Origin of the sequence: Paraglaciecola sp. L1A13, assembly GCF_009796745.1 — a bacterium.
In the GTDB taxonomy this organism is placed as follows: Bacteria; Pseudomonadota; Gammaproteobacteria; order Enterobacterales; family Alteromonadaceae; genus Paraglaciecola.
On sequence record NZ_CP047024.1, the window covers coordinates 1,803,417 to 1,829,479 of the forward strand.

Annotated in this window: 21 protein-coding genes and 1 pseudogene; 10 read left to right on the forward strand and 12 right to left on the reverse strand. The window is 44.1% G+C overall.

Annotated features, from left to right (window positions below; genetic code table 11):
- Positions 1-397 precede the first annotated feature (397 nt).
- From GQR89_RS07585 to GQR89_RS07600, 4 genes are all read left to right on the forward strand, one after another.
- Positions 398-1,987, forward strand: a complete 1,590-nt coding sequence (locus tag GQR89_RS07585; RefSeq protein ID WP_158769488.1) for an FAD-dependent oxidoreductase — start codon at positions 398-400, stop codon at positions 1,985-1,987.
- Positions 1,977-2,591 (forward strand): c-type cytochrome, encoded by a 615-nt coding sequence (locus GQR89_RS07590; protein WP_158769489.1) that lies wholly within the window; start codon positions 1,977-1,979, stop codon positions 2,589-2,591. The genes GQR89_RS07585 and GQR89_RS07590 overlap by 11 nt, the downstream gene beginning before the upstream one ends.
- Positions 2,592-2,610: 19 nt before the next feature.
- Positions 2,611-3,105 (forward strand): RidA family protein, encoded by a 495-nt coding sequence (locus GQR89_RS07595; protein WP_158769490.1) that lies wholly within the window; start codon positions 2,611-2,613, stop codon positions 3,103-3,105.
- A gap of 109 nt (positions 3,106-3,214) precedes the next feature.
- Positions 3,215-5,827, forward strand: a complete 2,613-nt coding sequence (locus GQR89_RS07600) for a TonB-dependent siderophore receptor (protein ID WP_158769491.1) — start codon at positions 3,215-3,217, stop codon at positions 5,825-5,827.
- A 101-nt stretch (positions 5,828-5,928) separates the two neighbouring features.
- On the opposite strand, the gene GQR89_RS07605 is transcribed toward GQR89_RS07600, so the two are convergent.
- From GQR89_RS07605 to GQR89_RS07615, 3 genes are read right to left on the reverse strand one after another with little or no spacing between them, the layout of a single operon-like run.
- Positions 5,929-7,335, reverse strand: a complete 1,407-nt coding sequence (locus tag GQR89_RS07605) for a CsiV family protein (protein WP_158769492.1) — start codon at positions 7,333-7,335, stop codon at positions 5,929-5,931.
- Complete coding sequence (mfd, locus tag GQR89_RS07610; protein WP_158769493.1) at positions 7,335-10,817, reverse strand: transcription-repair coupling factor; 3,483 nt, start codon at positions 10,815-10,817, stop codon at positions 7,335-7,337. The genes GQR89_RS07605 and mfd overlap by 1 nt, the downstream gene beginning before the upstream one ends.
- Before the next feature lie 5 nt (positions 10,818-10,822).
- A complete protein-coding gene (locus tag GQR89_RS07615; RefSeq protein ID WP_158769494.1) occupies positions 10,823-11,419 on the reverse strand; it encodes a PilZ domain-containing protein in 597 nt (198 codons plus the stop codon).
- 289 nt (positions 11,420-11,708) lie between these two features.
- On the opposite strand from GQR89_RS07615, the gene GQR89_RS07620 reads away from it, so the two are divergent.
- Positions 11,709-12,920: a lipoprotein-releasing ABC transporter permease subunit gene (locus GQR89_RS07620; protein ID WP_158769495.1), complete on the forward strand. Its 1,212-nt coding sequence runs from the start codon at positions 11,709-11,711 to the stop codon at positions 12,918-12,920.
- Positions 12,921-13,075: 155 nt separating this feature from the next.
- Positions 13,076-13,633, forward strand: coding sequence for a phosphoribosyltransferase (locus GQR89_RS07625; protein ID WP_158769496.1), 558 nt, complete (start codon positions 13,076-13,078; stop codon positions 13,631-13,633).
- Between the two features lie 180 nt (positions 13,634-13,813).
- Here GQR89_RS07625 and GQR89_RS07630 read toward each other — a convergent pair whose 3' ends face one another.
- Positions 13,814-14,347 carry a YHS domain-containing (seleno)protein gene (locus tag GQR89_RS07630; protein WP_158769497.1) on the reverse strand — a complete coding sequence of 178 codons (534 nt, stop codon included), beginning with the start codon at positions 14,345-14,347 and terminating at the stop codon, positions 13,814-13,816.
- A 213-nt stretch (positions 14,348-14,560) separates the two neighbouring features.
- Between GQR89_RS07630 and GQR89_RS07635 the strand changes: the two genes are divergently transcribed.
- The 3 genes from GQR89_RS07635 (at position 14,561) to GQR89_RS07645 (ending at position 15,962) form a co-directional block, all read left to right on the forward strand.
- Positions 14,561-15,022 (forward strand): MmcQ/YjbR family DNA-binding protein, encoded by a 462-nt coding sequence (locus GQR89_RS07635; RefSeq protein WP_158769498.1) that lies wholly within the window; start codon positions 14,561-14,563, stop codon positions 15,020-15,022.
- 242 nt (positions 15,023-15,264) lie between these two features.
- Positions 15,265-15,462, forward strand: a complete 198-nt coding sequence (locus tag GQR89_RS07640; protein ID WP_158769499.1) for a CsbD family protein — start codon at positions 15,265-15,267, stop codon at positions 15,460-15,462.
- Between the two features lie 338 nt (positions 15,463-15,800).
- A complete protein-coding gene (locus tag GQR89_RS07645) occupies positions 15,801-15,962 on the forward strand; it encodes a DUF1328 domain-containing protein (RefSeq protein ID WP_158769500.1) in 162 nt (53 codons plus the stop codon).
- A 100-nt stretch (positions 15,963-16,062) separates the two neighbouring features.
- On the opposite strand, the pseudogene GQR89_RS07650 reads toward GQR89_RS07645, so the two are convergent.
- The 3 genes and pseudogenes from GQR89_RS07650 to GQR89_RS07660 form a co-directional block, all read right to left on the reverse strand.
- Positions 16,063-16,672: pseudogene (locus GQR89_RS07650) on the reverse strand (2OG-Fe(II) oxygenase); the annotation flags it as partial.
- 329 nt (positions 16,673-17,001) lie between these two features.
- Complete coding sequence (locus tag GQR89_RS07655; protein WP_199271421.1) at positions 17,002-18,219, reverse strand: YHYH protein; 1,218 nt, start codon at positions 18,217-18,219, stop codon at positions 17,002-17,004.
- Between the two features lie 269 nt (positions 18,220-18,488).
- Positions 18,489-18,773, reverse strand: a complete 285-nt coding sequence (locus tag GQR89_RS07660; RefSeq protein WP_158769502.1) for an aminotransferase class I/II-fold pyridoxal phosphate-dependent enzyme — start codon at positions 18,771-18,773, stop codon at positions 18,489-18,491.
- 177 nt (positions 18,774-18,950) lie between these two features.
- Between GQR89_RS07660 and GQR89_RS07665 the strand changes: the two genes are divergently transcribed.
- Positions 18,951-21,662, forward strand: coding sequence for a M14 family metallopeptidase (locus tag GQR89_RS07665; protein ID WP_158769503.1), 2,712 nt, complete (start codon positions 18,951-18,953; stop codon positions 21,660-21,662).
- A gap of 107 nt (positions 21,663-21,769) precedes the next feature.
- Here GQR89_RS07665 and fghA read toward each other — a convergent pair whose 3' ends face one another.
- From fghA to GQR89_RS07690, 5 genes are all read right to left on the reverse strand, one after another.
- The gene (gene fghA / locus GQR89_RS07670) at positions 21,770-22,633 is read right to left on the reverse strand and encodes an S-formylglutathione hydrolase (RefSeq protein ID WP_158769504.1); all 864 of its coding nucleotides are present in this window, start codon (positions 22,631-22,633) and stop codon (positions 21,770-21,772) included.
- Positions 22,633-23,751: an S-(hydroxymethyl)glutathione dehydrogenase/class III alcohol dehydrogenase gene (locus tag GQR89_RS07675; RefSeq protein WP_158769505.1), complete on the reverse strand. Its 1,119-nt coding sequence runs from the start codon at positions 23,749-23,751 to the stop codon at positions 22,633-22,635. Before GQR89_RS07675 ends, fghA begins: the two co-directional genes overlap by 1 nt.
- Positions 23,752-23,804: 53 nt before the next feature.
- Entirely contained in the window at positions 23,805-24,266 is a 462-nt protein-coding gene (locus GQR89_RS07680; protein WP_233269114.1) for a hypothetical protein, read from the reverse strand.
- A 110-nt stretch (positions 24,267-24,376) separates the two neighbouring features.
- Entirely contained in the window at positions 24,377-25,237 is an 861-nt protein-coding gene (locus GQR89_RS07685; RefSeq protein WP_158769506.1) for an amidohydrolase, read from the reverse strand.
- 20 nt (positions 25,238-25,257) lie between these two features.
- Positions 25,258-26,013, reverse strand: a complete 756-nt coding sequence (locus tag GQR89_RS07690) for an SDR family NAD(P)-dependent oxidoreductase (RefSeq protein WP_158769507.1) — start codon at positions 26,011-26,013, stop codon at positions 25,258-25,260.
- Positions 26,014-26,063 lie beyond the last annotated feature (50 nt).

The following is a 26,063-nucleotide window of genomic DNA, read 5'->3' on the forward strand; positions in this document are numbered from 1 at the left end:
TATACCGAAATGGGCTTTTGCTTATTCGTTGAGCATATATTCGATATGGGTTTATCAAATACACACTACAAACGTTGTTTAAACCGATCAAATCTAATTTCTTACTGCTCAATTCACATCTACAAAAATGCTGCTTCGTTCAGGGTTTATTTGTTATTTCTTATTAAACGCAATTTTGATGCCGAATAACTTATCCATTTTTTGTACTTTTAAATTTTTTGGTTATTTAACTTACCTATTGTATCGCTGTGTCCCGCGTAAGATAAGGGGGGTGTAACAAAATATGGGGCGGCTCAACATTATTGTGCGTTCTGTCATTCAGTGTGTGCCGTTAGCATACTAATCTGATTTTTCGACTTTCCAGCAACGCTTAATTAGGATTCACCTTAGATTATTTATGCTAAATATTACTCGAAGACAATTTCTCAGTTATGTAGGGGCAGCAGGTGGTTCATCCGCTTTACTCAAGACCAGTCTCGCTTTAGGGTTAATGCCTGATGACAATTACGCAGGCCCCGTCAAAATCAAGCCTGCAGCGAATGGCGAGCAACCCACGGCCCTTATTTTAGGCGCTGGTGTAGCGGGCTTAGCCACAGCCCTCGAATTAGAAAAAGCCGGTATTCATTGCACTATTTTAGAGGCCTCTTTTCGACCTGGTGGGCGTAATTTAACTGTGCGCAATGGGGACAAAATCGATGAAATGGGCAACCCACAAATTTGCCAATTCGATAAACAAGATAATTTGTTTTTTAACTGCGGTCCTGCACGAATTCCTGGTCACCATAGACGTCTGTTGCACTATTGCAGAGCATTGAATGTGCCATTACAGATCAAAGCTAATAGTAGCAAGATGGCTTATTTTCACGATGATGATTCACTGGGTGGTAAACCTAAACGCATTATCGAGTACCACACTGACGTACGTGGTTTGATGTCAGAATTGCTTTGGAAGTCAGCTGAAAACAATCAATACGATCAATTATTAAGTGAAGACGATGTTGCCAAGCTGATGAAGTTTTCCCAGACTTACGGCGACTTGACTGAAAATGGTAAATATATTGGTAGTGGACGTGCGGGCTCTACGACTGACCGCATGTTGGAGTTTCCTAAACCCCATGCACCTATTGAATTAAAAGCTATGCTCGACAGCCAATTTTGGTATGGCGGGTTAATGGGCGCTGAACTCTACGATTGGTGTGAACCATTAATGGAGCCTGTAGGCGGCATGGATGGCGTAATAAAGGGCTTTTTGCGCAACCTAAAAAACCAACCGGTATTAAATGCTCAGGTTAAGAAAATTTATAACCGTGATAACGGCGTGGAAGTGACGTACGAGCAGGGCGGTCAGCTGCATACCGTGCAAGCTGATTACTGTTTCAACAATATTCCAGCCTACTTTATGGCCGGTATCGACAACAACTTCTCAACTGATTATCAGTCTGGCTTAGACAGCGTAAAACGTGGGCACTTATTCAAAATTGCGTACCAGATGAGTGAGCGCTTCTGGGAGCGAGACGGTATTTACGGTGGCATTAGTTATACCACAGATCCTATCGGTCAAATTTGGTATCCGTCACATGATATTCACGCACAAAAAGGCATCTTGCTCGGTGCCTACACTTGGGATCCTAAAGTGGGGGCTATGTTTGAAAAAATGACGCCACAAGAGCGACTTACCGCTGGTGCTTTATATGCCGAGAAAATTCATCCTGGTTATAGCAAGTACATTGAGAATGGTATCAGCATCCCTTGGGCGCGAATGAATCACCAAATGGGGTGTGGTATGCGCATGAGTCCAGAAGATTTTGACCAGTACTACCGACTTCTGCAAAAACCTGAGGGCCGGCATTTTATGATTGGCGATCAAATTAGTCATCATAGTGGTTGGCAAGAGGGTGCATTGGCATCTAGCGAACAAGCATTACAACAATTTAACCGATTAGTCAGTTCTAACACTAAAAGTGGAGAAGCCAGTCATGTCGCTTAAATCTACTCTATTTATTCTGTTTTTTGCCACTGTCACAAGCCCTATATATGCATCAGAAGCGCCGACACCTGAAGGGTTAGAGTACTGCACTGTATGTCACGGTAGCCAATTGAAAGGTAATGCCAACATAGGAGCGCCTAGACTCGGTGGTTTATCAAGATGGTATATAGAGCGCCAACTTACCAATTTTAAAAACGGTGTTCGTGGCGCTCATTCCGACGATGCAACAGGCAGTGAAATGCTAGCCATGGCAAGACATTTAACGGCTAGTGATATTTCTGCTATTGCCGCATGGATAGGTAAAACTGAATCGCCTGCACCTGAACCAACTATTCACGGAGATATTGAGGCCGGTAAAAGTCTTTATCAAGCCTGTGCTGCTTGTCATGGAGCTGATGCATCAGGCAACAAAGCCATAGGCGCGCCAGCTTTGAGCGGTATCAATGATTGGTATTTACTGACTCAAATTAATCACTTCCGTTCAGGTGTTCGAGGCTCTGAGCCGAAGGATGTTTACGGACAACAAATGAAAGCCGCCGTTTCTATGGTGCAATCAGATCCTGATGCGGTAAATCTTGCCGCTTATATCAACCAACTTAATTAATCTTTGGAGTAACACATAAATGAAAAAACACGTCCTACTTGCAGCAGTCGCCTTATTCAGTGCAAACAGTTTTGCTGAAGTAACGCGCCATGCGTTGCCAAATAATAATCCGTTTCCAATTTCTCGTGCGGTTGAAGTCACTCCAGATACTACATTGATTTTTCACGCTGGTATGACGCCAGGCCCAGTGAATGCAGAAGCAGAAAAGGGAAGTCGCGAGTACTACGGTGACACCGAAACCCAAGCATTAAGTGTTTTTAAACGCTTAGAAGGCTCGTTCAAAGAATTAGGCGTCGGTTTTGGTGATGTCATCAAAATGCAGGTCTTTATGGTCGGTGACCCAGAGATGGGTGGGAAAATGGATTTTGCTGGTTTTATGAAATCTTATAGTAAATATTTCGGAACTAAAGAACAGCCTAATAAACCGTCGCGTTCAGCTTTTCAAATCGCAGGATTGGCCGGTGGACCAAATATGTTGATTGAAATCGAAGTCGTGTTAGCAAAGCCAGAATAATTGGCCAAGCAACTCAGAGGCCCACTAAGGATTAGTGGGCAGTGCAACAACGGAAATTTGTAAAGTTAATTAGCTCGCAAGAATTTAAAATAATAAAAGGTGAACACACATGCTTAAGCAAAATAAACTTAGCAAAGCAATAAAAACCGGTTTGATGACATGCGCCATCAGTACAGTAGCGTTATCGTCAGCAATGGCACAAGAAACCCAAGCGCCTGATGAGGCTGCAGTAGATGCATCCTACGAAAAAGTGGTTATTACCGGCTCTCGCGGTGCGCCCAGATCATTAGCGGACTCTCCAGTACCAGTTGACGTATTAAGTGAAGATGACTTAGCTAGCGTACCGTTTTCCGATACCAATGATATTTTAAAAACCTTGGTACCGTCTTATTCACTGCAACGTCAGCCTATTTCAGATGGCGCTTCGTTTATCCGCCCAGCTACTTTACGTGGTATGCCAACGGATAAAACTTTAGTGTTAGTTAACTCAAAACGCCGCCACCGTTCAGCCTTGGTGCAAATCGGTGGTTCAGGTACCCAAGGACCAGATATCGCGACTATTCCGGCTTCTGCTCTTAAAGGTGTGGAAGTATTAAGAGATGGTGCGGCTGCCCAATATGGTTCAGATGCTATCGCAGGGGTTATTAACTTCGTCTTAAAAGATAATGATGAAGGGGGTTCTTTCTCTGTTGAAGGTGGTCAGTATTATGAAGGCGATGGTGATCAAGTAACCATTACCGGTAACATTGGTTTTGCTCTAGGCGAAAAAGGTTTCTTTAGCTTGTCAGGTGAATACGCCGATTCAGATTCAACTAATCGTGGTGAGCAATACTGTGAAGACTGGTTTTGTGCTGACGCGAGCGACCCTAGGGGCGCTGCTAATCCATACTTAAGCGATCCTGACTTTGTTGCCGGTTTGGCGAATGCAAATTTAGGTGGCGAGAACGTGGTTCAGCCTTGGGGTCAGCCAAATACCTCTGCTACCCGAGTATTTTTTAACTCTGGTTATGAATTTAACGATGATATGAAGTTCTACGCTTTCGGTAACTATTCAGAAAGTGAAGGTGATGCATCATTCTATTATCGTTATCCAGGTAACGGTACCATTGAAGATTTACGCCAAGAAGATGGTTCGATCTATAGCCCGTTAGAGAAATTCCCTGGTGGCTTTACGCCGCGCTTCTTTGGCGATATTACTGACTTCTCATTTGTTGGTGGCTTGGAAGGTGAGTTCGCTAATGGAATGACCTATGATTTCAGCGGCCGTTTTGGCTCTAACGAAATCAAATATACCTTGAAAAACACCATCAACCCATCGATGGGCGCTGATTCACCTACGACATTCAAACCAGGTAATTTGATCAACGAAGAAACGCAATTTTCAGCAGATTTCACTAAATACCTTGATTTCGGCATGTATTCAGATGTGTTGTTTGCATTTGGCGCAACCTATATGGATGAGAGCTACGAATTAGAAGGTGGCGATGAAGACTCTTATTCTGCAGGACCCTATTCTCTGCCAGATCCTTGGGGATTTTGTGATGATAATGGCGGTGCTACCGCCGCAGGTCTAGCCGTTATTGGCAATGGTTCAACATTAAATTGTGCTGATAGTGATGATGCTGTTTATACAGCAGTGGGTGTTGGCTCCAATGGCTTCCCTGGTTATTCCCCTGAATATTCTGGGAAATACGATCGTGATATGTACGGTATCTATGGTGATGTCAGCAGTGATGTAAGTGAATCTTTGTACTTACAAGCAGCTATGCGTTATGAAGATTATTCAGATTTTGGTTCGGAGCTAGTGGCAAAACTTGCCTTTAAGTACAGTCTGAATGACGACTTCAATATGCGCGGCTCAGTGGGTACGGGTTTCAGAGCACCGACACCAGGTCAGCAAGGTACCACTAACGTTTCTACTCGTTTACCTGATGGTTTGCCGGTTGCTACAGGCTTGTTCCCGGCATTAAGCGCTGTGGGTCAAGCATTAGGTGCAGAAGCACTTAAACCTGAAAAATCACTTAACTATAGCTTGGGCGTAACAGGCAGTATTGATGATTTGAACGTGACGCTAGATTTCTATCGTATCGAACTTGAAGATCGTTTCTATGCGGTATCTACTTTAGATGTTTCGACGGATGAAACAGATGCTGATGCATATGCTAACTATCTTAAATTAGAAGCGGCTGGCGTAGCCGGTGCCAACACTATCGGTGGCGTTAACTACTTCCAAAATGCGTTTGATACCGTCACTAACGGTATGGATTTTGTGGTGACTTACACCATGGGTGATACGGTACTTAGCACCTCTATCAACTATAACAAAACTGAAATTGATTCTGATGCATCAGACTTCTTGAACGCTGAAGATCAATATGATTTAGAAAATGCGATACCAGAATGGCGTGGCGTGGCATCGGCTAAACATAGCTTTGATGCATTGACCTTGTTGGTACGTGCTAATGTATATGGTTCATATACTAATGCTATCGCGTCTGATGCTTCCACTAAACAAGACTACGATCCAACTGTATTCTTTGATTTAGAAGCTAGCTACAAAATCTCTGACAATGTCACTATTGCAGCGGGCGCACGTAACATCTTTGATGAATACCCTGACAAAGATAATGGCGATGAGTGTTGTGGTGCAGTTTACTGGTCAAGCAACATTGTTGATTGGCAAGGCGGTTACTACTACATGCGTTTGAATACTGTTTTCTAACCTTAGGTAACTCAGTAACAAACATGAAAAAGCGGCTCACGAGCCGCTTTTTTTATTTTAATTTCTAACCTAAACCAACCGTTGTCTTGATCATTAGCACTTTAGTTATTACTTTTGGGGGGCTCGTAGCGGCGAATTTGTACCACCATACCAAACAAGGGGTGGTCAAAATAATGTAGCTGTTTAGATATCACCCGGCGAAGCTGATCAAAGTGGTAGCTTTGTAAAAAATTATCCGTTTTAACGTCGGTTTCGCCTGGTAGGGATAACGTTATTGGTGCCCTGAAATCCAAATTGCTGTCGATGTGCAAATAAGGCGTGCGACCAACATTTTGTAGGTAAACACTCACGTCACCCTCTAGCTGCCATAGTGGGCGTTCGGCTACTTGGGTAAAGTCTTGCGGATCGATGCTGGTTGCATTGAGATCAGGTAAAGATTCCCTTAAATCGACGATTTTAGCTGGCTCTGGTGAGCGCAAAGCGGCATTTATTTGGGTAAATAATGCGTCATTCGATAGGCCTACTGGCGCTACTTGTTGCGCTAGTTCGTCGGCTAGAAAACGGCTGTCTTGGTTTTCGATATTTACTTTTTCAATTTTTCGTTGGCCATCTTGAGCAAATTCAGTGGCGTAATTTTTACCTGCGATCAACTTGAACGGTTGCGCTTTATCATGACCGAATACCACAGGCTGACGCCAAGTAACATGTAGTATCGGTGTCAGGTCTTTTTGCCAGCGAATATGTTCTTCAAGTTTAACCAGTTGTTGCTCACTTTTGGGCAGTAGATAGGCGCTTTGACGATTGGGCCATTCCACACCATCAATATTTAGTGGAACGTTCGCAGGCTGAGGTTCAGGTATTAGGTGATCGTATGGCCCAGCCAACAACACTCTGTCCTGAGAAAAGCTACAAGGGAGTGTTGCAGGTAGTTGCCAATTGACCCATTTAGGCGGGGTCATCATGTATTGATAACTCACCACGTCTGTATCTTGCGAGCCGTTTGGTTCTTCATCGCCTGAATTATCACCTTCGACTTGTGCGAAGCTATCACGAGCATTAGCGGCTGAATTAATATTCAAAACGCCTTCTGTCAACGGATTTAATTGAGTTTCAAGATGTGAGAAATCAGCTACTGCAAAAATATCATTTACCAAGGCTAACGGTTTTTGCCCCTCAGGCTCTGGACTATCAGAACTATTTGCCACTGACATGTTGCAAATAGGCAAGCCGGCACTAACGTAAGTCAAGTTCGGCGATATATAGTCACTGAGCAGATCCAAGGCAGTCTGCGAGGCAAACTTAGGTTTTTGATGATCGAAGCTCTCGGCAATGGATTGCGTTGATATATTGCGTTTGAAAACGATAACCTCCACATCAAACCACCAGTCATTGGCATGAGCACGTGTGGCTAGGGCACAACTTAGCGCTAAAAGTGTGATAGCGAGTGTTGGTTTACCCAATTTTTTTGTGGGTATTGATGTTGAACGATGACTAAAAATTTTTGGCATTAAGCGGCTCGTAGTTGCTGGCTAAATTCATTTAACATATCCAGGATAAGTTGCAGTCTATCGCTGGCTGATTCGGTTGGCACATTAAACTTCAATTTATTTGCACCTTCCAAACGATAAATGCGCGGCTGAGACTGGATAAGCTTAATGATAAACCTTGGATCTATTTGGGTTTTGTCTGAAAACTCGATTGCGCCACCTGCATTATTGGCTTCAATTTTACTGATACCTATTTGCTTGGCCACGAGCTTCATCAAGCTTATTTGCACGAGGTTTTTGGCTGCATCAGGCAGTAAGCCAAAGCGATCGATGAGTTCGATTTGTAACTCGTTGATCTGTCTTTCGTTTTTGCAGCTCGCGAGCTTTTTATATAAAGATAAACGTGTATTCACATCATTAATATAATCGTCTGGGAATAACGCAGGTAGGCGCAGTTCAATCTCAGTTTGATTGGCCAATGCTGCATCAAGAGATGGTTCTTTACCCTCTTTTAATGCTTCAACCGCTTGTTCGAGCATCTCCATATACAACGTAAAACCGATGGTAGTAATTTGCCCAGTTTGGTCGTCACCGAGTAGCTCTCCCGCACCACGAATTTCTAGGTCGTGGGTGGCTAATGCAAAACCAGCACCTAAATCTTCAAGTGAAGAGATCGCATCAAGTCGTTTAATCGCATCTTTGCTCATGCGTTTTGGATGGGGCGTTAGCAAGTAAGCATAAGCCTGATGATGAGAGCGTCCAACACGACCACGTAACTGGTGTAGTTGGGCCAAGCCTAGGTGATCAGCTCGGTCCATAATAATGGTATTGGCTGAAGGCACATCAATACCGGTTTCAATAATCGTGGTACAAACCAGTACGTTATGTCGCTGATGGTAAAAATCACCCATGACTTTTTCTAATTCGCGTTCGCGCATTTGACCGTGACCAATGGCCACTCGGGCTTCCGGTATAATCTCGGCTATTTCTTCGGCGGTACGCTCAATGCTTTCGACTTCATTATGCAGGAAGTATACTTGACCACCCCGCAAGATTTCTCGCATGATCGCCTCGCGAATCAGCTCTTTACTGCGCTGCTGAACAAAGGTTTTAATGGCTAAACGTTTGGCTGGTGGCGTGGCAATAATCGATAGATCACGCATACCGGATAACGCCATATTTAGCGTTCGTGGTATGGGCGTTGCGGTTAAGGTTAGAATGTCCACGTCTGAACGTAGGGCTTTAAATTTTTCTTTCTGACGTACGCCAAATCTGTGCTCTTCGTCGATAACAACCAAGCCTAAGTCGGCAAATTTAATATCGTTTTGTAGTAGCTTATGCGTGCCGATCACGATATCGACTTTGCCATCTGTTAAGCCTGCCATGACATCTTTTTGGTCTTTGGCATTAGCGAAACGAGACATCACCTCTATTTTGAAAGGCCAGTCTGCAAAGCGGTCTTTAAAGTTTTCATAGTGTTGCTGGGCGAGTAGGGTAGTGGGCACCAAAATCGCTACTTGTTTACCTTGATTAGCGGCGATAAAAGCGGCTCGCATAGCGACTTCGGTCTTACCAAAACCTACATCACCACAGACTAATCGGTCCATGGCGTTGCTGCTACCCATATCTTGAATAACCGCATTAATAGCTTGTTGCTGATCTAAGGTTTCTTCAAACGGGAAACTATCACTGAAGGCTTGATATTCGTCCCAGGCTATTTTGTACGAATAGCCTGGTTTGGCGGCGCGTCTGGCGTAAACATCGAGCAGTTGAGCGGCCACATCTCGGACGCGCTCGGCTGCCTTACGTTTGGCTTTACTCCAAGTTTCGGTACCCAGATTATGTAACGGGGCTTTTTCTAGATCGCCGCCACTGTAGCGACTAATTAAATGCAGTGCTGATACGGGCACATATAGTTTGGCCTGTTTGGCGTATTCAATAGACAAGTATTCTGTGGTGATACCGCCTGCGTCTAATGTTTGCAGGCCAAGGTAACGTCCCACGCCGTGATCTAAATGCACCACAGGCTGGCCAATGGCAAGCTCTGCTAAATTACGGATAACCGCGTTTTCGTCTGTTGCTTGGCGTTTATCTCGTAAACGACGCTGGCTTATTTTGTGCCCAAGTAACTCGGTTTCTGTGATAAACGCCAGCTCATGATTGTCTTCAAACAACACGAAACTGTGCTCAGCTAAACCAATGGTGATGCCTATCTGCTCTTTACTCTTGTTAAAGGCGTCTAGGTGTTCAAAAGCTTTGGGCTTAATGCCCGCCTTGGACAATAAATCCAGTAGGCTTTCACGGCGACCTTGAGATTCAGCGCTAAACAAGACTTTGCTATCGCTTTTAAGCCAGTCTGCTACTCGCTGCTTGAGCGTTGCCCAAGGCACTTTGTTCTGGGATTTAATCGCGATATCGCCGATGGTGCGAGTCTCGAAATTGGTCACGCCAGCTTTTTGTTCCTTGGCGTTGTGATCTATGGTGATACGCGGCCATTTTTTAAACGCGCCAAACAGTTCTTCGTTGCGTAAAAATAAGTCTGCAGGCGACATTAATGGGCGGCTTAAGTTATAGCGTAATTGATCGTAGCGCTCGTTAACGTCCTTCCAGAAAAATTCACAGGCGGAGGCCAAATCACCATGCATCATCAGCAATGTATCCGGATGCAGGTAATCAAATAAAGTGGCTGTGTGAGCGAAAAATAGCGGTAAGTAATATTCGATGCCGCCGGGCATCATGCCTTTACCCACTTGATAATAAAGCGAATCTTTGGCGTTGTTCGGGTCGAATTTTTCTAAATACTGTTGGCGAAATAGTGCGATACCGTCTTTATCAGTGGGAAATTCCCGTGCGGGTAACAATTTTATTTCATCAATTTTGTCGCCAGAACGTTGGCTGTCGGGATCAAAGTAGCGAATGCTGTCAATGTCGTTATCAAACAAATCGATTCGAAACGGTTGCTGACTACCCATGGGAAATAAATCAATAATACTACCACGTATCGAAAACTCACTATGACCCATAACCTGATTAACATGCTGGTATCCAGCGCGCTCTAGACTCAAACGAAAAGCATCGAGGTCTAAGGTTTGATTCACTTTTAAAATCAGCAAATATTTGCTTAAGTAATCTACCGGTGCCATGCGCAGCATTAAGGTATTCACCGGCACTATAAATACGCTGTTTTGGGCTTGTGTTAGCCGGTACAGGGTTTCAAGGCGCTGTGAGATAATATCCTGATGGGGAGAAAAATTATCATAGGGCAGGGTTTCCCAATCGGGAAAAAGCTGCACTTGCACTTTTTTTCCGAGTAAGAAAAAGCTCAATTCTTTTTCTAATTTCATTGCGCTGGGGGTATCAGCGGTGACCAACAGAATTGGCCCTTTGGTTTTGCCTGCTGCATTGGCAATCGACATGGCTAAGCTACTGCCATGAAGGTTGCCCCACTGGATTGCATCTCCTTGGCCTTTGGCCAAGGTCGGATTAAAAATACTTGTTGTCATGTAGGTCAGTCGTTCTTTTGGTGCTTGGCGCGTTTGCGAAGCTGCGCCGTTTGAAGATGTAAACTGGCACGTACGAGAAGATCTTGGTCCTCTTCACGAATACAGTTATAAATGAGTGAAACGTGGTGTTTTTCACCCACTTGTTCACATTTGATGACTTCGCCATAGCAAAAAATTGCCGACGCTTCTTCTTTTAGAAATAGCTTAAGTTCAATATTCTGCTCGACACTGTAGGGCTCATCACACATCACGACTATGCCCCCCCCGCCAAATCTATAAGACTCGTAAGCAAGGCTGGGGTCATCTTGCTGCTGCAGTACTAATGACATCAATAAGTCTATTTTACGGGATTGTGCATTCAAAAAATTTGCCAGTTCAGCGGCATGTTCACCCATATTACGCAACGGCCGCAGTGCCTGTGCATCAATAGCGGAGGCTTCGCTAGCCACGCGAAAGGCATAGGGCATATGTTCACTTAGGTCTTCTGCTTCGGGCAGCACAAAATTTGGCTCAAGCGCTTTGAAATTAACGCGAATAGCGTGCTCTATAGTAAAGAACTCATTGAACTGCTGCTGTTTTTCTTCAAGGCTTAAGCCGTGCATGTATTCTCCGCTATTTATCCTGCCACTTAGGGCCTTTACCTAATCAATTACTCGGCAACTCGCTGACCAGCTTAACCCAAGGGAAATATAAGATAAATTCCAAAGATTCTTTGCGTTAAGTGCGTTGGTTTAACATTGTAACCTTGTTTGCACTATGACCAGAGCGTATTATTCAAAAAACGTTTTACTTTACCATGAGTTAAGCGATTATTTATTATCGCGTTTGTCGTGCATCGTTATTGTTAACGCTGAATTATCCCTAACCCTTGGCTAAGAGTCTATTGCAAGCATGTTTCACTCTGTTTCCGCATTTATCGGTTTGCGTTATGCAAAATCTTCTAAAGGTAACCATTTTATTGCGTTTATCAACGCTTTTTCAGCTATCGGTATTGCGCTTGGCTTAATGTCTTTGATTGTTGTTTTGTCGGTAATGAACGGTTTTGAAGGTGACTTAAAAGACCGTATTTTAGGTATTGCGCCCCATGTTGTGGTCGATACGAGAGGTGCTAACAATGAGATCATTTCATCGCTTGGGCAGTTGCCTGGCGTTGCGGCTACCAGTGACTTTATTGAAACCGAAGGGGTCATTCAATCGCCTCGTAGTTTAGAAGGCGTGATGATCCAAGGCGTAGAGCCTGAGGTGACCGGACAGCATTCTATTATTGCCAACAATATGTTGGTAGGGCAGATCAGCGATTTAACCCCTGGCAGCTACGGCATTGTTGTTGGGCGAGCACTGGCAACACGAATTGGTTTGCGAGTAGGCGAGCAAACGCGAATTATTTCAGCCCAAGGTAGTGTGTTTGGGCCATTTGGTCAGATGCCCAGCCAGCGTTTATTCACTGTTGTTGGGGTGTTTGATGTGGGTTCTGAACTTGACGCCAAAGTGATCCTGATGAACATCAAAGACAGTGCCAAACTTATGCGTAATAAAGTCAGCCGTATCGCCCAAACTCGCTTGTTCTTACAGGATCCATTCGAGTATAAAACGGTGGTAGAAAAGGTCTCGGAACTAGGTCTGGCGAGTGATGATTGGCGCACACGACAAGGCCCGCTATTTGATGCGGTTAAAATGGAAAAGAACATGATGGCGTTAATGCTGCTGCTGATTATTGCCGTGGCGGCATTTAATATCGTATCGGCATTGGTCATGGTCGTGACCGAGAAAAAAGGCGATATCGCGATATTGCTAACCCAAGGGTTATCTCGGGGGCGCATTATGAAGGTGTTTTTATTTAATGGTTTATATAACGGTATTAAAGGGACGTTTTTTGGGGTCTTAGGGGGCTTGATTCTGGTCAGCCAACTTAACAATATACTCAGCATACTAAATGTGCCGATTATGGCTGCCACAGGCGGCGAGGGCTTACCTATTATTATGCATTGGCATCAAATCGTTATGCTCATCGTGTTTTCGTTATTATTGTGTTTTGTTGCCAGTATTTATCCTGCATATCGGGCATTAAAAGTCGACCCTGCTAGCGCGTTGAAATACGAATAAGCCAGTGTGCATGGTGTTGAGTTCGTCATAAATATGCAATATTGCCCATCTCTTATTGCATAATTTCAGTGTATAATAGGCGATGTTTTCATATTCGCACGCTGGCTTGTAGTGTTAAGCAATCAGTGGCAGTTCACGCTTTAAAGGGTTTTTCGATGGAAAAAACATTTATCACCGCTCAGCAGTTATTAGAAGATTCATTCCGCTTAGCATCAAAAGTATACGAAGACGGTTTTCGTCCCCAGTTCATTATTGGTATTTGGCGCGGTGGCGCGCCCATTGGTATCGCAGTGCAAGAGTATTTCGATTTCAAAAAAGTAGAGACAGACCACATCGCTGTGCGTACCTCTTCTTATTACGGTATTGATCAACAATCAAAAACTATTAAGGTTCATGGTTTACATTACTTGATTGAAAATGCCAATGCAGAAGATGACTTGCTAATCGTAGATGATGTCTTTGACTCTGGTCGCAGTGTTGATGCATTGATCACTCAGATCAAGAAGCTATCTCGCGCAAATATGCCTAAAAACGTGCGTATCGCGTGTCCTTATTACAAGCCAAAAAATAATAAAACGGACATTGTTCCTGATTACTTTGTGCATGAAAGTGAAGAGTGGTTGGTGTTCCCTCATGAGATTTCAGGTTTGACACCAGATGAAATTATTAATGGCAAAACTGATTTGGCCAACGTACGAGATATTTTGGTGTAAAGCATATCAAGCCAGCACATAGATTTTATATAAGGAGCATTAATGCTCCTTTTTTTGTGCCTGAATAAGCGAATGGTAAAACGCCTATATCGCATTCATTGTCCGCCAAGGGTTTAGCTAATCAAAGCGTTATCTAGACAGGCACATTAGGCATTATTATATAGCTTTATATTTGATGGCTTAAAAGCTAAATAATTTAACTGTATTGTTTGTTTTCCAGCGTTTTTTGGCCGCGATTTGCTCATGACGTTTTTCAGACTCGAACATCCAGTGCTTATTTGCCGCAACAAGATTTTTACTTGAGTCTTGTGCCCATTCTGCGCGAGCTTCTTGGGAAACGAACATATATAACTTGCCTTCTTGCAGCGTGTAAATAGCGGGATTGGCTATCACGTCTTTTTCCATCACCAGAGATTGCGCACACAGGCCACCAAACTCAGGCAAATACTGAGCAGGGTTATTAGCAAATTTTTGTTGATTCTCTTCACTCGTAAAGAGATAGCGTTCGCCATGATAAACCGCTTGAAAGGCATCATTACCCTTTTGAGCGCCGCTTAAATTGAAATACGTTGTTGCGTCATATCCTCCTAATGCTAGCGTGGCCTGTTTTTCAAGTGAGGCTCTGTCTATTGATTCGGCTGACGCCACATTCATCGCTAGAACATATAACGTCAGGAAGATACCGGCGAGTTTGAGTAATTTATTGCTGAACATCTTGTAGAGTCCTTTACAGCTGAATTGTTATTTTGTACTGGTAGAGACAAGGCGAGTAGCAATAATATTGCAAAGATTAGTCAAAATATTCCATACATGAAAAGCAAACCTTTGGGAAAAGGCGTTAACTTATGGGCTTTGTAATAGGTTTATATCTAAAATAAGGTTTATAGTAAAAGGCCATGATTCTGGCTATATTGTGCGTAATTCGATATGAAAATTCATTCCTGTAAGCAAGATCATAGTCAGGCATTTGCTGACGCTCGCCAATGGTTATTAGACTTCCCTGAGACGGCTGAAGATTTTCCGTTTGGGCCTGATGTGGCGGTGTTTAAAGTTAAAGGCAAAATGTATGCGACGCTAGCTATAGCGATAATCGGCAAAAAGAGCAAGCAGGCCCAAAGCGTTAAGTCTCCAGTAATTGCTAACGACGCTGGCCCAGTGCACGAATGCAGGATGAACCTCAAATGCGATCCACAAGAAGCCATTATGCTGCGTGATGTATTTAATGCGGTCATGCCTGGCTATCATATGAACAAGCAACATTGGAATACAGTTAAATTGGATGGCAGCCTACCGCAAGGTGAGCTTAAGCGCATGATCGATAACTCATACATGTTGGTGGTCAATAAGTTGCTGAAAAAAGACCAAGTGTCGATTTTGCTCCATTTATAGATTTTTCGCGATCACTTTTCCTGATGGGAGGGGGCGTGAAAGCCTACTTAATAGCCAACGTAACAAGGCTGGGTGCCGCCAGACGCCTTGCCTTTTTCTCATACTTGGGCAAAACATATCTCAAACACTCGCGAGTGTTAGCCAACAATCCCCGCAGTGGCACGTTGATTGCTGTTCAACTTGTGAAGTACTTCTGTACACAGCATAGTGTTCAGATAATTTTCCCAATATAGGAGATATGTATGAATCAAGATCAAGCTGAAGGAAATTGGAAACAGTTGAAAGGTAAAGCCCAGCAGAAATGGGGTGATTTAACTGACGATGATGTAGATAAAATGAAAGGCAGCCGCACAGAATTAATTGGAAAAATTCAAGAGAAATACGGCAAGTCCAAGGAAGAAGCGGAGCGCGAGGTAGACGACTTCTTCAATAGCAAATAACGTTTACTGCCAAAAGCCTTTTTAAAAGCGCGTGACGAAGATAGCCCACAATAACGGGAAGTGTCTTCAACACGCGCTTTCTTGTTTATGCTCACCTACGACATCATCCTAAATATCTCACCAAAAAGTCAGTTTGATGGCGCTGCACCATACATTGTGCCCCGTGAAAATTTTACACTAAGGTAATAAATATATTCAGAGCTAAGATGCTCCTCTCAATGTGATGATAGTTAGACTTACGCTTCTAGGCCACGTAATACTTGGTTTTTAAACTTTTCAGCTCCGTTGGCATAATTGAAGCATTACCTAGAGTCCATAAATCATGATAAGGAATGTGTATGTTACGTTGGGCTGTTATTTTTCTCGTTATAGCACTGGTTGCAGCAGTGTTAGGTTTTGGCGGTATTGCAGGTTCTGCAGCCGGCATTGCAAAGATTATTTTCTTCGTATTTCTCATACTACTGGTTATTTCAGTGGTCATGGGCCGAAGGAAAGTCTAGCTAATTTATTGTTGAATAGGCTGCCGGTGTGCAGCCTTTTTTTTTGTTCGTTTGCTCATTCAACCTTCTATTCTCCCAGCCGGTATCTATCGAGAGTAGTCGCGACCCCTTTTATTTTGCCTGTGCTTCGGTCATAAAAATCGACATTTGAGCCGGTAAATACCTCTGCTGGCGGATTTAAATTAATGTTAAGAGTCATTGAGGAGGCATCTGTGTGCGGGCGAATCGAATTATCTGTGTTTGGCTGGTAATTAATTGAAAAGCCAAACGCCTGAGAATCGTAGCCTATTATTTCTGGAAACAGCATACGAGCAATCGGTCGCATATACTGATCATCAGTTGACGGTACAAAGTTTGAAAGCTGGGTGCTGCCAGATGTCCTTCTGAACGGCGATCGAGCATGGCACTCCGGCGATCCAGCACTATTTTATAGGGCGGGCGTAGAGGGATCTGTACATTCCATACATTTTCAAGTTAACCACTCAAGTCTGCAACACGCATGGGATCGAAAAATTGAAACTGGAAAACGTCATGCGCGACTTCTTGCAAAAAATCCCTTACTGCTAATTCTGATGTAGGGTCTTGCCACGACTGCTTCATAATTCTTGATTAGTGGTCCAAAATTTCTGTACAGACGACGCACGGTAAAGCATGGTTTCTCGAGAAGGTAACGTTCTGGCGCTCGCGCCTTGTAAGGTATTACGTGACAACATTTAAATTAACTTCAAATAGATTGCTAGGTGATCGTTCGTACCTTGGCGAGGACGTTAATTTATTACACCTGATATGCTAAATAAATGAGGTTGTTAGGGCAAACAGAATTTAGAATTTGTATATAATTGATTGATCAAAATAGGTGGAATTGTATGGGAGGGGTAGGAGTGCTGATAACGCTCGGACAGGGTTTGATTGGTCGTATTAAAAGAGAGAGGACGTGCATTAATTTGCATAGCGGTTTGATTCAAAAGCGGTAACAGCATTTATGCGGCATCAATAATAACGATAACGCTATTATTGATGCCATCGCAGTTTCTCGTAGTTATCGTCTTGGGCGCTCTGGTAGAGCCGACTTTAATGCCGCTTCGCTAACGTTTAACTTATCGGCCACAATCGCCAAATCTGCTTCTGGGCCGCCAGCATCTTGCATGGCTTGCATTAATTGCTGTTGTGAAACGCCCAGTTTTTCTGCTGCTTGTTCAAAACCCGGAGGAGCCATATTACCCGGGTGTTGGCTGCCGCCTCTTGGTGGTTCGTTACGCGTGATTTTAGTCCCTGCTGGTGGGTGAGCGCCTATACCTGCTTGCGCAGTGGTCGAAAAGTTATTCTTTGCTACCACACCTTTGAGGCATTTGGGCAAGTTAGGAAACTCATTGCTTGAATGGTAGTGATAAGCACTGATATCACTATTACTGATGACACCAGTGTGGCCGTTACATTCATCTAAGTCTGTAGGTATCACGTTATTTGCATCAACGCTGCCGTAAATGGGCACGCCGTCAAAGGCATAGCCAAACAGCGCTGCTGGGTCTTGGGCCAGGTTAGTACAGCTGGCGTTCACGTGTGCATGGGCGTACACGGTATCGATATCGCTTGAAGTCCCGTGATAATGATACCAGCCGCCTGGGTCAACGTGACCAGCGCAAGTATCAAGGGCTGGTAAGTGACCAGTTTGCTTCACACTGGGGGCATCAGAAAATATTGGCACACCAGCGAGCGCAATGCCCACTTTTGATACTACGCCTAAACGCGAGGTTTTAAGCGCCATAACTGGAGTGGTGGGGATAAGCAGGGTGATCTTAACGTCTTGATCTTCTGATACCTGAATGCAGGCATGATCCACTGTAGGTTTTGACGTGGCGTTATCAACAATATGAACTGTGCCGTCTTCATCGTAAAAGGTATAGCCTTGTTCATTTAACATGGTCAGAAAGGCTTTATCTAATCGGTATAGACCTGCCTTTGTGCCATCCCAATCCCATATGCCACCTTTATCGTCTAACGTTTTGGGGCAAAATGGGCCTATCTCTAAATTATCAGGTAGATACTTCACTACCAGTTTTGCACACTGGGCGTCATCGCCATTTTCTAAGGTACAGTCAACAATTTCGGGTTGTTTGGCCAACGCATTTACGCTAAATAAGTTTATATCCACTTGCGACGCATTGGCGATTTGTGCTGAATGTGGTACTTCGGTGCTGGTGGTTTCACTGTCACAGGCGGATAACCATAAGGGTGCGCTCAGTGCGACGAATGCCATTTTGCCTGCTCCAGCAAATATGTTTTTGCCAAAGCGTGTGAACGCTATATTCCTAGGATTTAATAATTGACGGCTTGTCATACATTACCTTGTGATAAAACGAGTTGGTTTGGCCTCAAAGAGACGAATTGGGGCACCTACGGTTACGCTAGCGTAAACATAAGTTCGGTTATTGATTAGAGTTTGCGATAAGGGATTATAACGTAATTTTGGTGCGCTACTTAGTCATCAAGTGTGCAGAATTAGCGCAGATATGTTTCGCTTTTTGCTTACCCTTTATTATTACTATTTTCTTGTATGCTGGCTAGTTCACATACTAATCGCAACTGGGCGAGAAACGATTGATTGGGAATATTGCCCATGTTTATGCGCAAGCAATCCTTGTATAGCGTTGTGGTTGAAAACAGATTACCCGCTTTGACATAGACATTTTGTTGGGCAAGTGATGCGGCTAATTTTTGAGTATTCACCTTTGGCAGTGTCAGCCATAAAACCAGCCCACCGCTTGGTGCGAAAACGTGTGCCAGTGGGGGTAAGTGCGCTTGCAGAAACATTAGGATCTGGCTGTGGAAACGTATGTCTAAATAGGACACTGGGTGGTTTATTACAATTTACTTACGATTTTTATTGGGCAATCTCTTAGGTTCTAAGGCGACATTGGGTATGATATCTATGAATAATAAAAGTCGCCTCAATGACTAATAAAAGTACACATAAACGCAGGGAACAAAATGATTCTAAAACACCTTATTAAACCACTGTTAGTCAGCACCATGACGTGCTTTGTTGCGTTAGCTGCAGCCGCAGATAAATCCACCGATAGCCCACTAGCTAATTGGCCTGACGTGCAATACGACAACAGCATTCCTGATATTCAAGATGTATTAGGGTATAGCGTCGGGCAACGTATTACGTCTCATGGTGATATGTTGCGTTTTTTCGACTCACTGCAGAAAGCCGCCCCTAAGCACATTAAAATATTTGAATATGGTGAAACATGGGAAGGACGAAAACTCATATTTGCTGCTATTGGCAGTGAGCAAAATATCGCTAACTTGGCAGAATTTTCCGATGGCATGCAGGCCTTGTCAGACCCTAGAGTTACCAATAAAGACAAAGCTAAAAATCTAATAAACGATTTACCTGCTTCGGTGTGGTTAGAATATAGTGTGCACGGTAATGAAATAAGCAGTACGGATGCCGCGATGATGACGGCTTATCATTTACTGGCTGGCAAAGATGACGCAACGGTCAAAAATGTGATGCAAAACAGCATTGTGTTTATTGATCCTCTGCAAAACCCAGATGGTCGCAGTCGTTTTATTGCGAACTACTATTCTACTGTGGGTATGGAGCACAGCGGTGACCGATTAACCGCTGAGCACAATGAACCTTGGCCACGGGGCAGGGCAAACCATTATTTATTTGATATGAACCGCGATTGGTTAGCTATTACTCAGCCTGAAACCAAAGGTCGTATTGCCAGCATGAATCACTATCGCCCATTGGTCGTCATTGATTTACACGAAATGGGCGGAGATGAAAGCTATTATTTTGCTCCGTCGGCGCAGCCAATCAATCCGCATATGACACAAGCACAGATCGCAAATATCAATTTAGTTGGGCGCAATAATGCCAAGCATTTTGATGCCAATGGGTTTGATTATTTTACTCGCGATATATTCGATGCGTTCTATCCAGGTTACGGTGATAGCTGGCCAACATTTTATGGGGCCGCGGCTTCAACTTATGAAGTGGCGTCGTCACGAGGTGAGATATTTCGGCGATTGGACGGCAAAAATTTACGTTATGAAGATACGGTATTGCGTCATTTTGTAGCGTCAATGTCGACAGCTGAAACCGTCGCCAATAATCGTACGAAATTACTTAAGGATTATTACCAATATCAAGTAGACGCCATTGATGCGGGTAAATCAGACAAAAAAGAGCGTGTGTTCATTCTGCCTAATAAACGAGACCGTGCTGGTAACTTCAAACTCGCTAAATTGATGACAGAGCACGGGGTGAACGTCTACCAAACCACTGATAAAGTGAAGCTGTGTGGTGAAACTTATGCGCCTGGCAGTTATTACATTGACACCGCACAACCTCGTGGTCGTTTTGTGAAAACCACGTTTACTGAGCAAGTAGACATGAGTAAAGCGTTTATCAAAGAGCAAGAGCGTCGCCGTGATCGTAAGCTTGGTGATCAAATTTATGATGTTACGGGTTGGTCGTTACCCCTTATGTACAACCTTGATGTAGATACGTGCGGCAAAGGTGTATCAGGGGATCATCGTTTGGTGACAATGAGCGATACCCTAGAAGGTAAAGTGACCAACCCGAATGCGTCTGTTGCCTACATCGTGCCTTGGGGTGATATGGCCGCAGGGCGGTTTTTGACCGCAGCGTTGCGCCAAGGTGTGGCTATTAAAACTGCCGATCGTGCATTTATTTTAGACGATAAACAGCGTTACCCCGCTGGCAGCTTAATTATAGAAGTTGCAACAAATGATGGTGATATCGCGACAAAGGTACAAAATTTGGCCACTCTAAGTGGTGCGTTGGTCGATGGCGTTAATACGAGTTGGGTAACCGATGGCCCTAGTTTTGGTAGCAATGATACTTACCTGATGAGCGCTCCTAAAATTGCCATGGCGTGGGACGAACCTACGTCATCGTTAAGTGCGGGTAGTACCCGTTTTGTTATTGAGCAACAGTTCGGTTATCCGGTTAACGCGATTCGCACTGCTACATTGGCGAACGCTGATTTACGTCATTATCAAGTTCTTATTTTACCTGCTGGGCGATATCAAAATGGCTTAGGTAAAGCGGGTGCTGATAATATAAAACGATGGGTTGAATCGGGCGGGGTACTTATTACCCTTGGCAGTGCAACACGTTTTGCAGCGGATGCAGATATAGGTTTATTAGATGTAAAACGTGAATTAGCGATAACTGATAAAAGTAGCGTTAAAGTCCCAGATACTAAAGATAAGGCATCGACGGTCGAGGGAAAAGCCTACAGCAAACACGCTGATTTGGTTAAGGACAGCGAAAACCTAGAAGAGAGTCCTGATTTTGTCGCTGGAATATTGGCGAATGTAGAAGTCGATCAAGAACACTGGTTAACTGCTGGTATTCCGTCAGACGTTGTCGGTTTGGTCTACGGTGATGATATATTTACGCCTATTCGCTTAGCCTCAGGCAAAAATTTAGCCTGGTTCAAAGGAGAAAAAGAAGTATTGGCAAGTGGCTATTTATGGCAAGAAAACAAAAAGCAGTTGGCATATAAACCATTTTTAATTCACCAACCAAGTGGCAATGGAATGGTTATCGCCTTTACGCAAGAGCCCACCACGCGAGCCTATCTTGACGGCTTAAATGTGATGTTGCTGAATGCTATTTTCAGCGCGCCTGCTCATGCGCATGTAGCGAAATAAAGGCGCAGCGAGTGCTGACTTGACCTTAGTTCGTTAAAAATAAAAATGCCAAGCGGCCTAAGCACTTGGCATTTTTTTTTGCACTATATAGCGTGATTTAACTGGGCTTATTCTGCTAAATGTTTGGCATGAAAGCGCAAATGATCCTCAATAAAACTACTGATGAAAAAGTAACTGTGATCGTAGCCTTCATGGTAGCGAAATTCTGCTGGATAGTTTATCTCCTGTGCAACATCTTCCAGAGGCTTGGCCAATTTTTGCGTTTCATAAAAATCATCCGCTAACCCTTGGTCGATAAGCATGGGGATTTGTAAGAACTGACCTTGTTGGCGCATTAACTCGCAGCTATCATATTGTTGCCATTCACGCTTATCCTCCCCTAAATAATGACTAAAGGCTTTTTGTCCCCAAGGGCAGGCAACGGGATTCACGATTGGCGAAAAGGCTGAAACCGAGGTGAAACGTTTCACATTCGACAAAGCAATCATCAATGCGCCATGACCGCCCATTGAATGCCCGGCAATTGCTGCTTTTTCTTGTACATTAAAGCTTTGCTGAATAATGCTGGGCAGTTCATCCACAATATAATCGTACATGCGGTAGTGCTCAGACCAAGGCGCTTGCGTAGCATTGATATAAAATCCTGCGCCTAAACCTAGGTCATAGGCTTGATCGTCAGCATCGGGTACATATTCACCACGCGGACTGGTATCAGGCATAACAAGCATAATACCCAGTTCGCTAGCAATGCGCTGGGCGCCCGCTTTGGTAACAAAGTTTTCGTCGGTGCAGGTTAAACCACTTAGCCAGTATACGACGGGTAAGGTTTTTCCTTGCTCGGCCGCTGGAGGCAAATACACACTAAACGTCATTTCACAGTTTAATGTGCTTGACTGATGTTTAAAGCGTTTTTGCCAACCACCAAAGCAACGGTTCGCTGCTGTTTCGGTAAGCGCCGTGAGCGTATTCATTAATAATGCACCACTGAACGGATAGACTTACCTTCATGCATTAAATCAAAGGCGGTATTGATATCCTCTAGCGGCATGGTATGGGTGATAAACGTGTCTAACTCAAATTCACCATCCATGTAACGTAGAACATAGTCAGGTAGTTGACTACGGCCTTTTACGCCACCAAATGCTGAGCCGCGCCAAACGCGCCCAGTCACTAATTGAAATGGGCGAGTGGATATTTCCTGTCCTGCACCTGCTACGCCGATAATGACTGATTCGCCCCATCCTTTGTGACAGCATTCAAGTGCTGAACGCATAACATTTACGTTGCCGATACATTCGAACGAATAATCAACGCCGCCATCGGTCATATCAACGATCACTTCTTGAATGGATTTGTCGTAATCTTTTGGGTTAACAACATCGGTAGCGCCTAGCTGTTTAGCAATTTTGAACTTATCTTCATTTACATCAATCGCGATAATACGGCCCGCTTTAGCCATTTTTGCGCCAATTAGTACTGATAAGCCAATGCCGCCAAGACCAAATACAGCAACTGTATCGCCTTCTTGAACCTTGGCTGTATTGGTAACAGCGCCCATACCGGTGGTCACGCCGCAGCCCAATAAGCAGACTTTTTCTAAAGGTGCTTCTTTGGGAATTTTGGCCAGAGCAATTTCAGCTACTACGGTATGTTCAGCAAATGTTGATGTACCCATATAGTGATAAATAGGTTTGCCATTTTTAGAAAAACGCGTGGTGCCATCAGGCATTAATCCTTTGCCTTGGGTAGCACGAATGGCTTGGCATAAATTGGTTTTTCCAGATAAGCAAAATTTACATTCGCCACACTCAGGGGTATACAAAGGGATAACATGATCGCCAACTTCAACCGAGGTAACGCCTTCGCCTATGGCTTCAACTATACCGGCACCTTCGTGACCTAAAATAGCAGGGAATATACCTTCAGGATCATCGCCGGATAAGGTATAAGCATCGGTATGACACACGCCAGTAGCGATAATTTTAACAAGTACTTCGCCTTTTTGCGGCGGCATCAAATCAACTTCTTCAATCGACAGGGGTTCGCCAGCTGCCCAGGCTACCGCAGCGCGGGTTTTAATGCTTTGCATATTGTTTAATCCTTATTGATTCAAATAGGCCGGTAAATACAGGCCTGATAAATTTACTTTTGAGATAACACGGATTTGCATGCGCCCATTAACCGGATGCGCCTTGACTCCCAAATAATGTCATCGATGGTGTAACCATTGGGGCATAAATCTTGTTTTTCTAGGGTGTTTTTCAGGTTACGCACGGCTTTGTCTTCCAATGCGAGTTTTGTTTCGTTGTCTGGCTGAGGATTAAAGTTCGACCCAATCGGGCGTGAGCTTTGCCTTTGGGTTCCACTGTCACGTCGGCCATCACGCCCACCTTCTCGCCTGCCGCTTGGGCTGCTTGGGTTTTCCTCGGGCAAATTAAACCAAGACAAACCAAATGCAAACTGTGTCTCGCCGGAAGGACCAAGCTGACTGGTGAAATGATCTGTGGTTTCGATGGGTTTAGGCTCATTGCTGGCACAGCCGAACAGACCAACCGCGAGTAAGATTAAGGGCCATTTATACACGTTCTTGAGGTGTGTTTTCACTTAAATTAACTCACTTTTTTAAAATATCAGCAGTCAGTCTAAACGCTTTGCCACGGGCAGTACAATTGACATGTATGGTGAATAAATAAAATCATATCAAAGCCGACATGTTAATCGTTAAACCGGTACCAAAATGCGCTGTTGTCATGTAATAACAAGGACTTAAACGATTGACTTAAACCTAGCTTTTGCGTGTATATTTGCCACAATTCGGAGTATGCACAGCTAAAGAGTGTTAACGGGAAATTACTGGCGAGCATAACGCGTTTGTCACCCATTGCTTGAAGGCAAGTGGACAAGGAGGGCAGCATATCGGCAGGCGTGTAAGCGCGATTTTGCATCTCCCAAGCCGATAACTTTATTGCGACATTCGGATACCGGGCTAATTTATTGAGGTGTTTGTTCCATTGTTGCCATTCGTTACTTTGCTCCAGCTTAGGTGGCCAGCCTGCATGATTAATGATCACGCGCAACTGCGGTAGGTTATCTAATATGTTGCACAGTGCTTGGGTTGCCCACTCATCTTGCAGTGAAAACTGTGCGTCGAAGCTTAATTGGTGCTCGGCAAGTAGGCTCAGGTTTTGTTGAAATATTGCGTTGCTCAGCAGTGTTTTGGCATCATCATCTAGGATATGGCGAAGACCAATTACAGATACACGAGTTTGCAGTTTCGCCAGTGTGCTAGGGAAGTTCTCATTGGATAAATCACCGCCCGCCACACTCTTGAAGGGTAGGGTGCAATGTTGCTCAAGCCAGTCTACTTCGCGCCAAGGGCGAGTATTATCAAACCCGGCTTCAATGTGTACAAAACCAGCAAGCTTATTTGTGGGCGCAAGGCTAATATCTTGTTGGCTAAAGCTTTGATTGATTTTGTTTTTATCAGGCCAAAAAGGTGGGTTGGACGGTTGCAGCCAATCGTATTGACCTTGTTTAAGATTGAATAAGTGCAAATGGGGATCAATGATATCCATTGTCAACCGCTACCTTATGTTTATTGGGCTGTATAGCCGCCGTCAATCACTTGCAAACTACCGGTAATAAATTGCGCGTTTTCACTGGCTAAAAAGTAACACAACTGCGCCACTTCATCAGGTTGACCTAATCGACCTAAGGGCTGTAACGCGGCTTCTTCTGCATGCACTTCGGTGGCGTCGCGACCAGATTGAGCAAGATATTTATCGATAGCATTATGGTAAAGGGGCGTTTCGATTGTGCCGGGGCAAACGGCGTTCGCGCGAATATTATACTTGGCATAATCAAGGGCAGTCGTTTTAGCCATCGACGCGAGTGCGCTCTTTGTCAGGTTGTAAGCAAAGGAATTATGCTTAGCGATAAGGGCCTGATCAGACGCCATCAAAATAATTGAGCCTGCTTGGTACTTCACCATACTCGGCAAAACCGCTTGGATGGCTGCATATGCGCCTTTCACATTAATCGCGAACATGCGATCTAATACGTCTTCGCTGGTTTGCTCAATATTTGCTGACAGATGCACGCCCGCATTGGATATTAAGCAATCTACCTTGCTATATTTTCTGATGACACTGTCAATCGAACTGTGTACTTGTGCAACTTGGGATACGTCACACTGTAACCATTGAATATTATTGCAATCATCTGGAGGCGCTTGTAAGTCAAGGTTGATTACTTGGTAACCTTTTGCAGCAAAAAGACGACAAATTGCATGACCAATACCTAAGCTACCGCCGGTCACGATACAAACCCCGTGATTTGTTTGCGTAGTCATAATACCTCGAAAAATACGTGCGTTCGGTGCAGTCTTTGCACACGAATTAA